Source organism: Nosocomiicoccus sp. HMSC059G07, assembly GCF_001815515.1.
GTDB classification, from domain to species: domain Bacteria; phylum Bacillota; class Bacilli; order Staphylococcales; family Salinicoccaceae; genus Nosocomiicoccus; species Nosocomiicoccus ampullae_A.
The window spans coordinates 1-294 of record NZ_KV820868.1 but is presented as its reverse complement, the minus strand read 5'-3'; the positions used below and the strand labels follow the sequence as shown (position 1 = coordinate 294).

Genomic DNA, 294 nt, shown 5'->3' with positions numbered 1-294 from the left:
TGTCTTCTGTATTTAAACCATAGTTTGCAAGTTCTCTTTTTGTAATGTTGTTATGGCCTGCACGTTTAACAGCGTCGACATAGTCTTTTGTGTGAACGAGTAAAATTTCTTCTTCAGTAGCGACGCGTGGAGTTACAATTTCTTCATCGCTTAAAAATTGAGCCGCTTTTAATAAATCTGTCGTCATCTTTAAGCGCATCTGATTAAATGGGTGTGTATCATTAAAGCGATATTTAAGTAACTCATCATCATACACATAAAGTGCACGCATCTTTTTAACCTCTATTTAATGGG

At 35.7% G+C, this 294-nt stretch carries 1 pseudogene; it reads right to left on the bottom strand.

What is annotated here, in order from left to right:
• Positions 1-271 (bottom strand): annotated as a pseudogene (locus HMPREF3029_RS08335) (acetoin utilization protein AcuC); the annotation flags it as partial.
• Between the last annotated feature and the right edge of the window lie 23 nt (positions 272-294).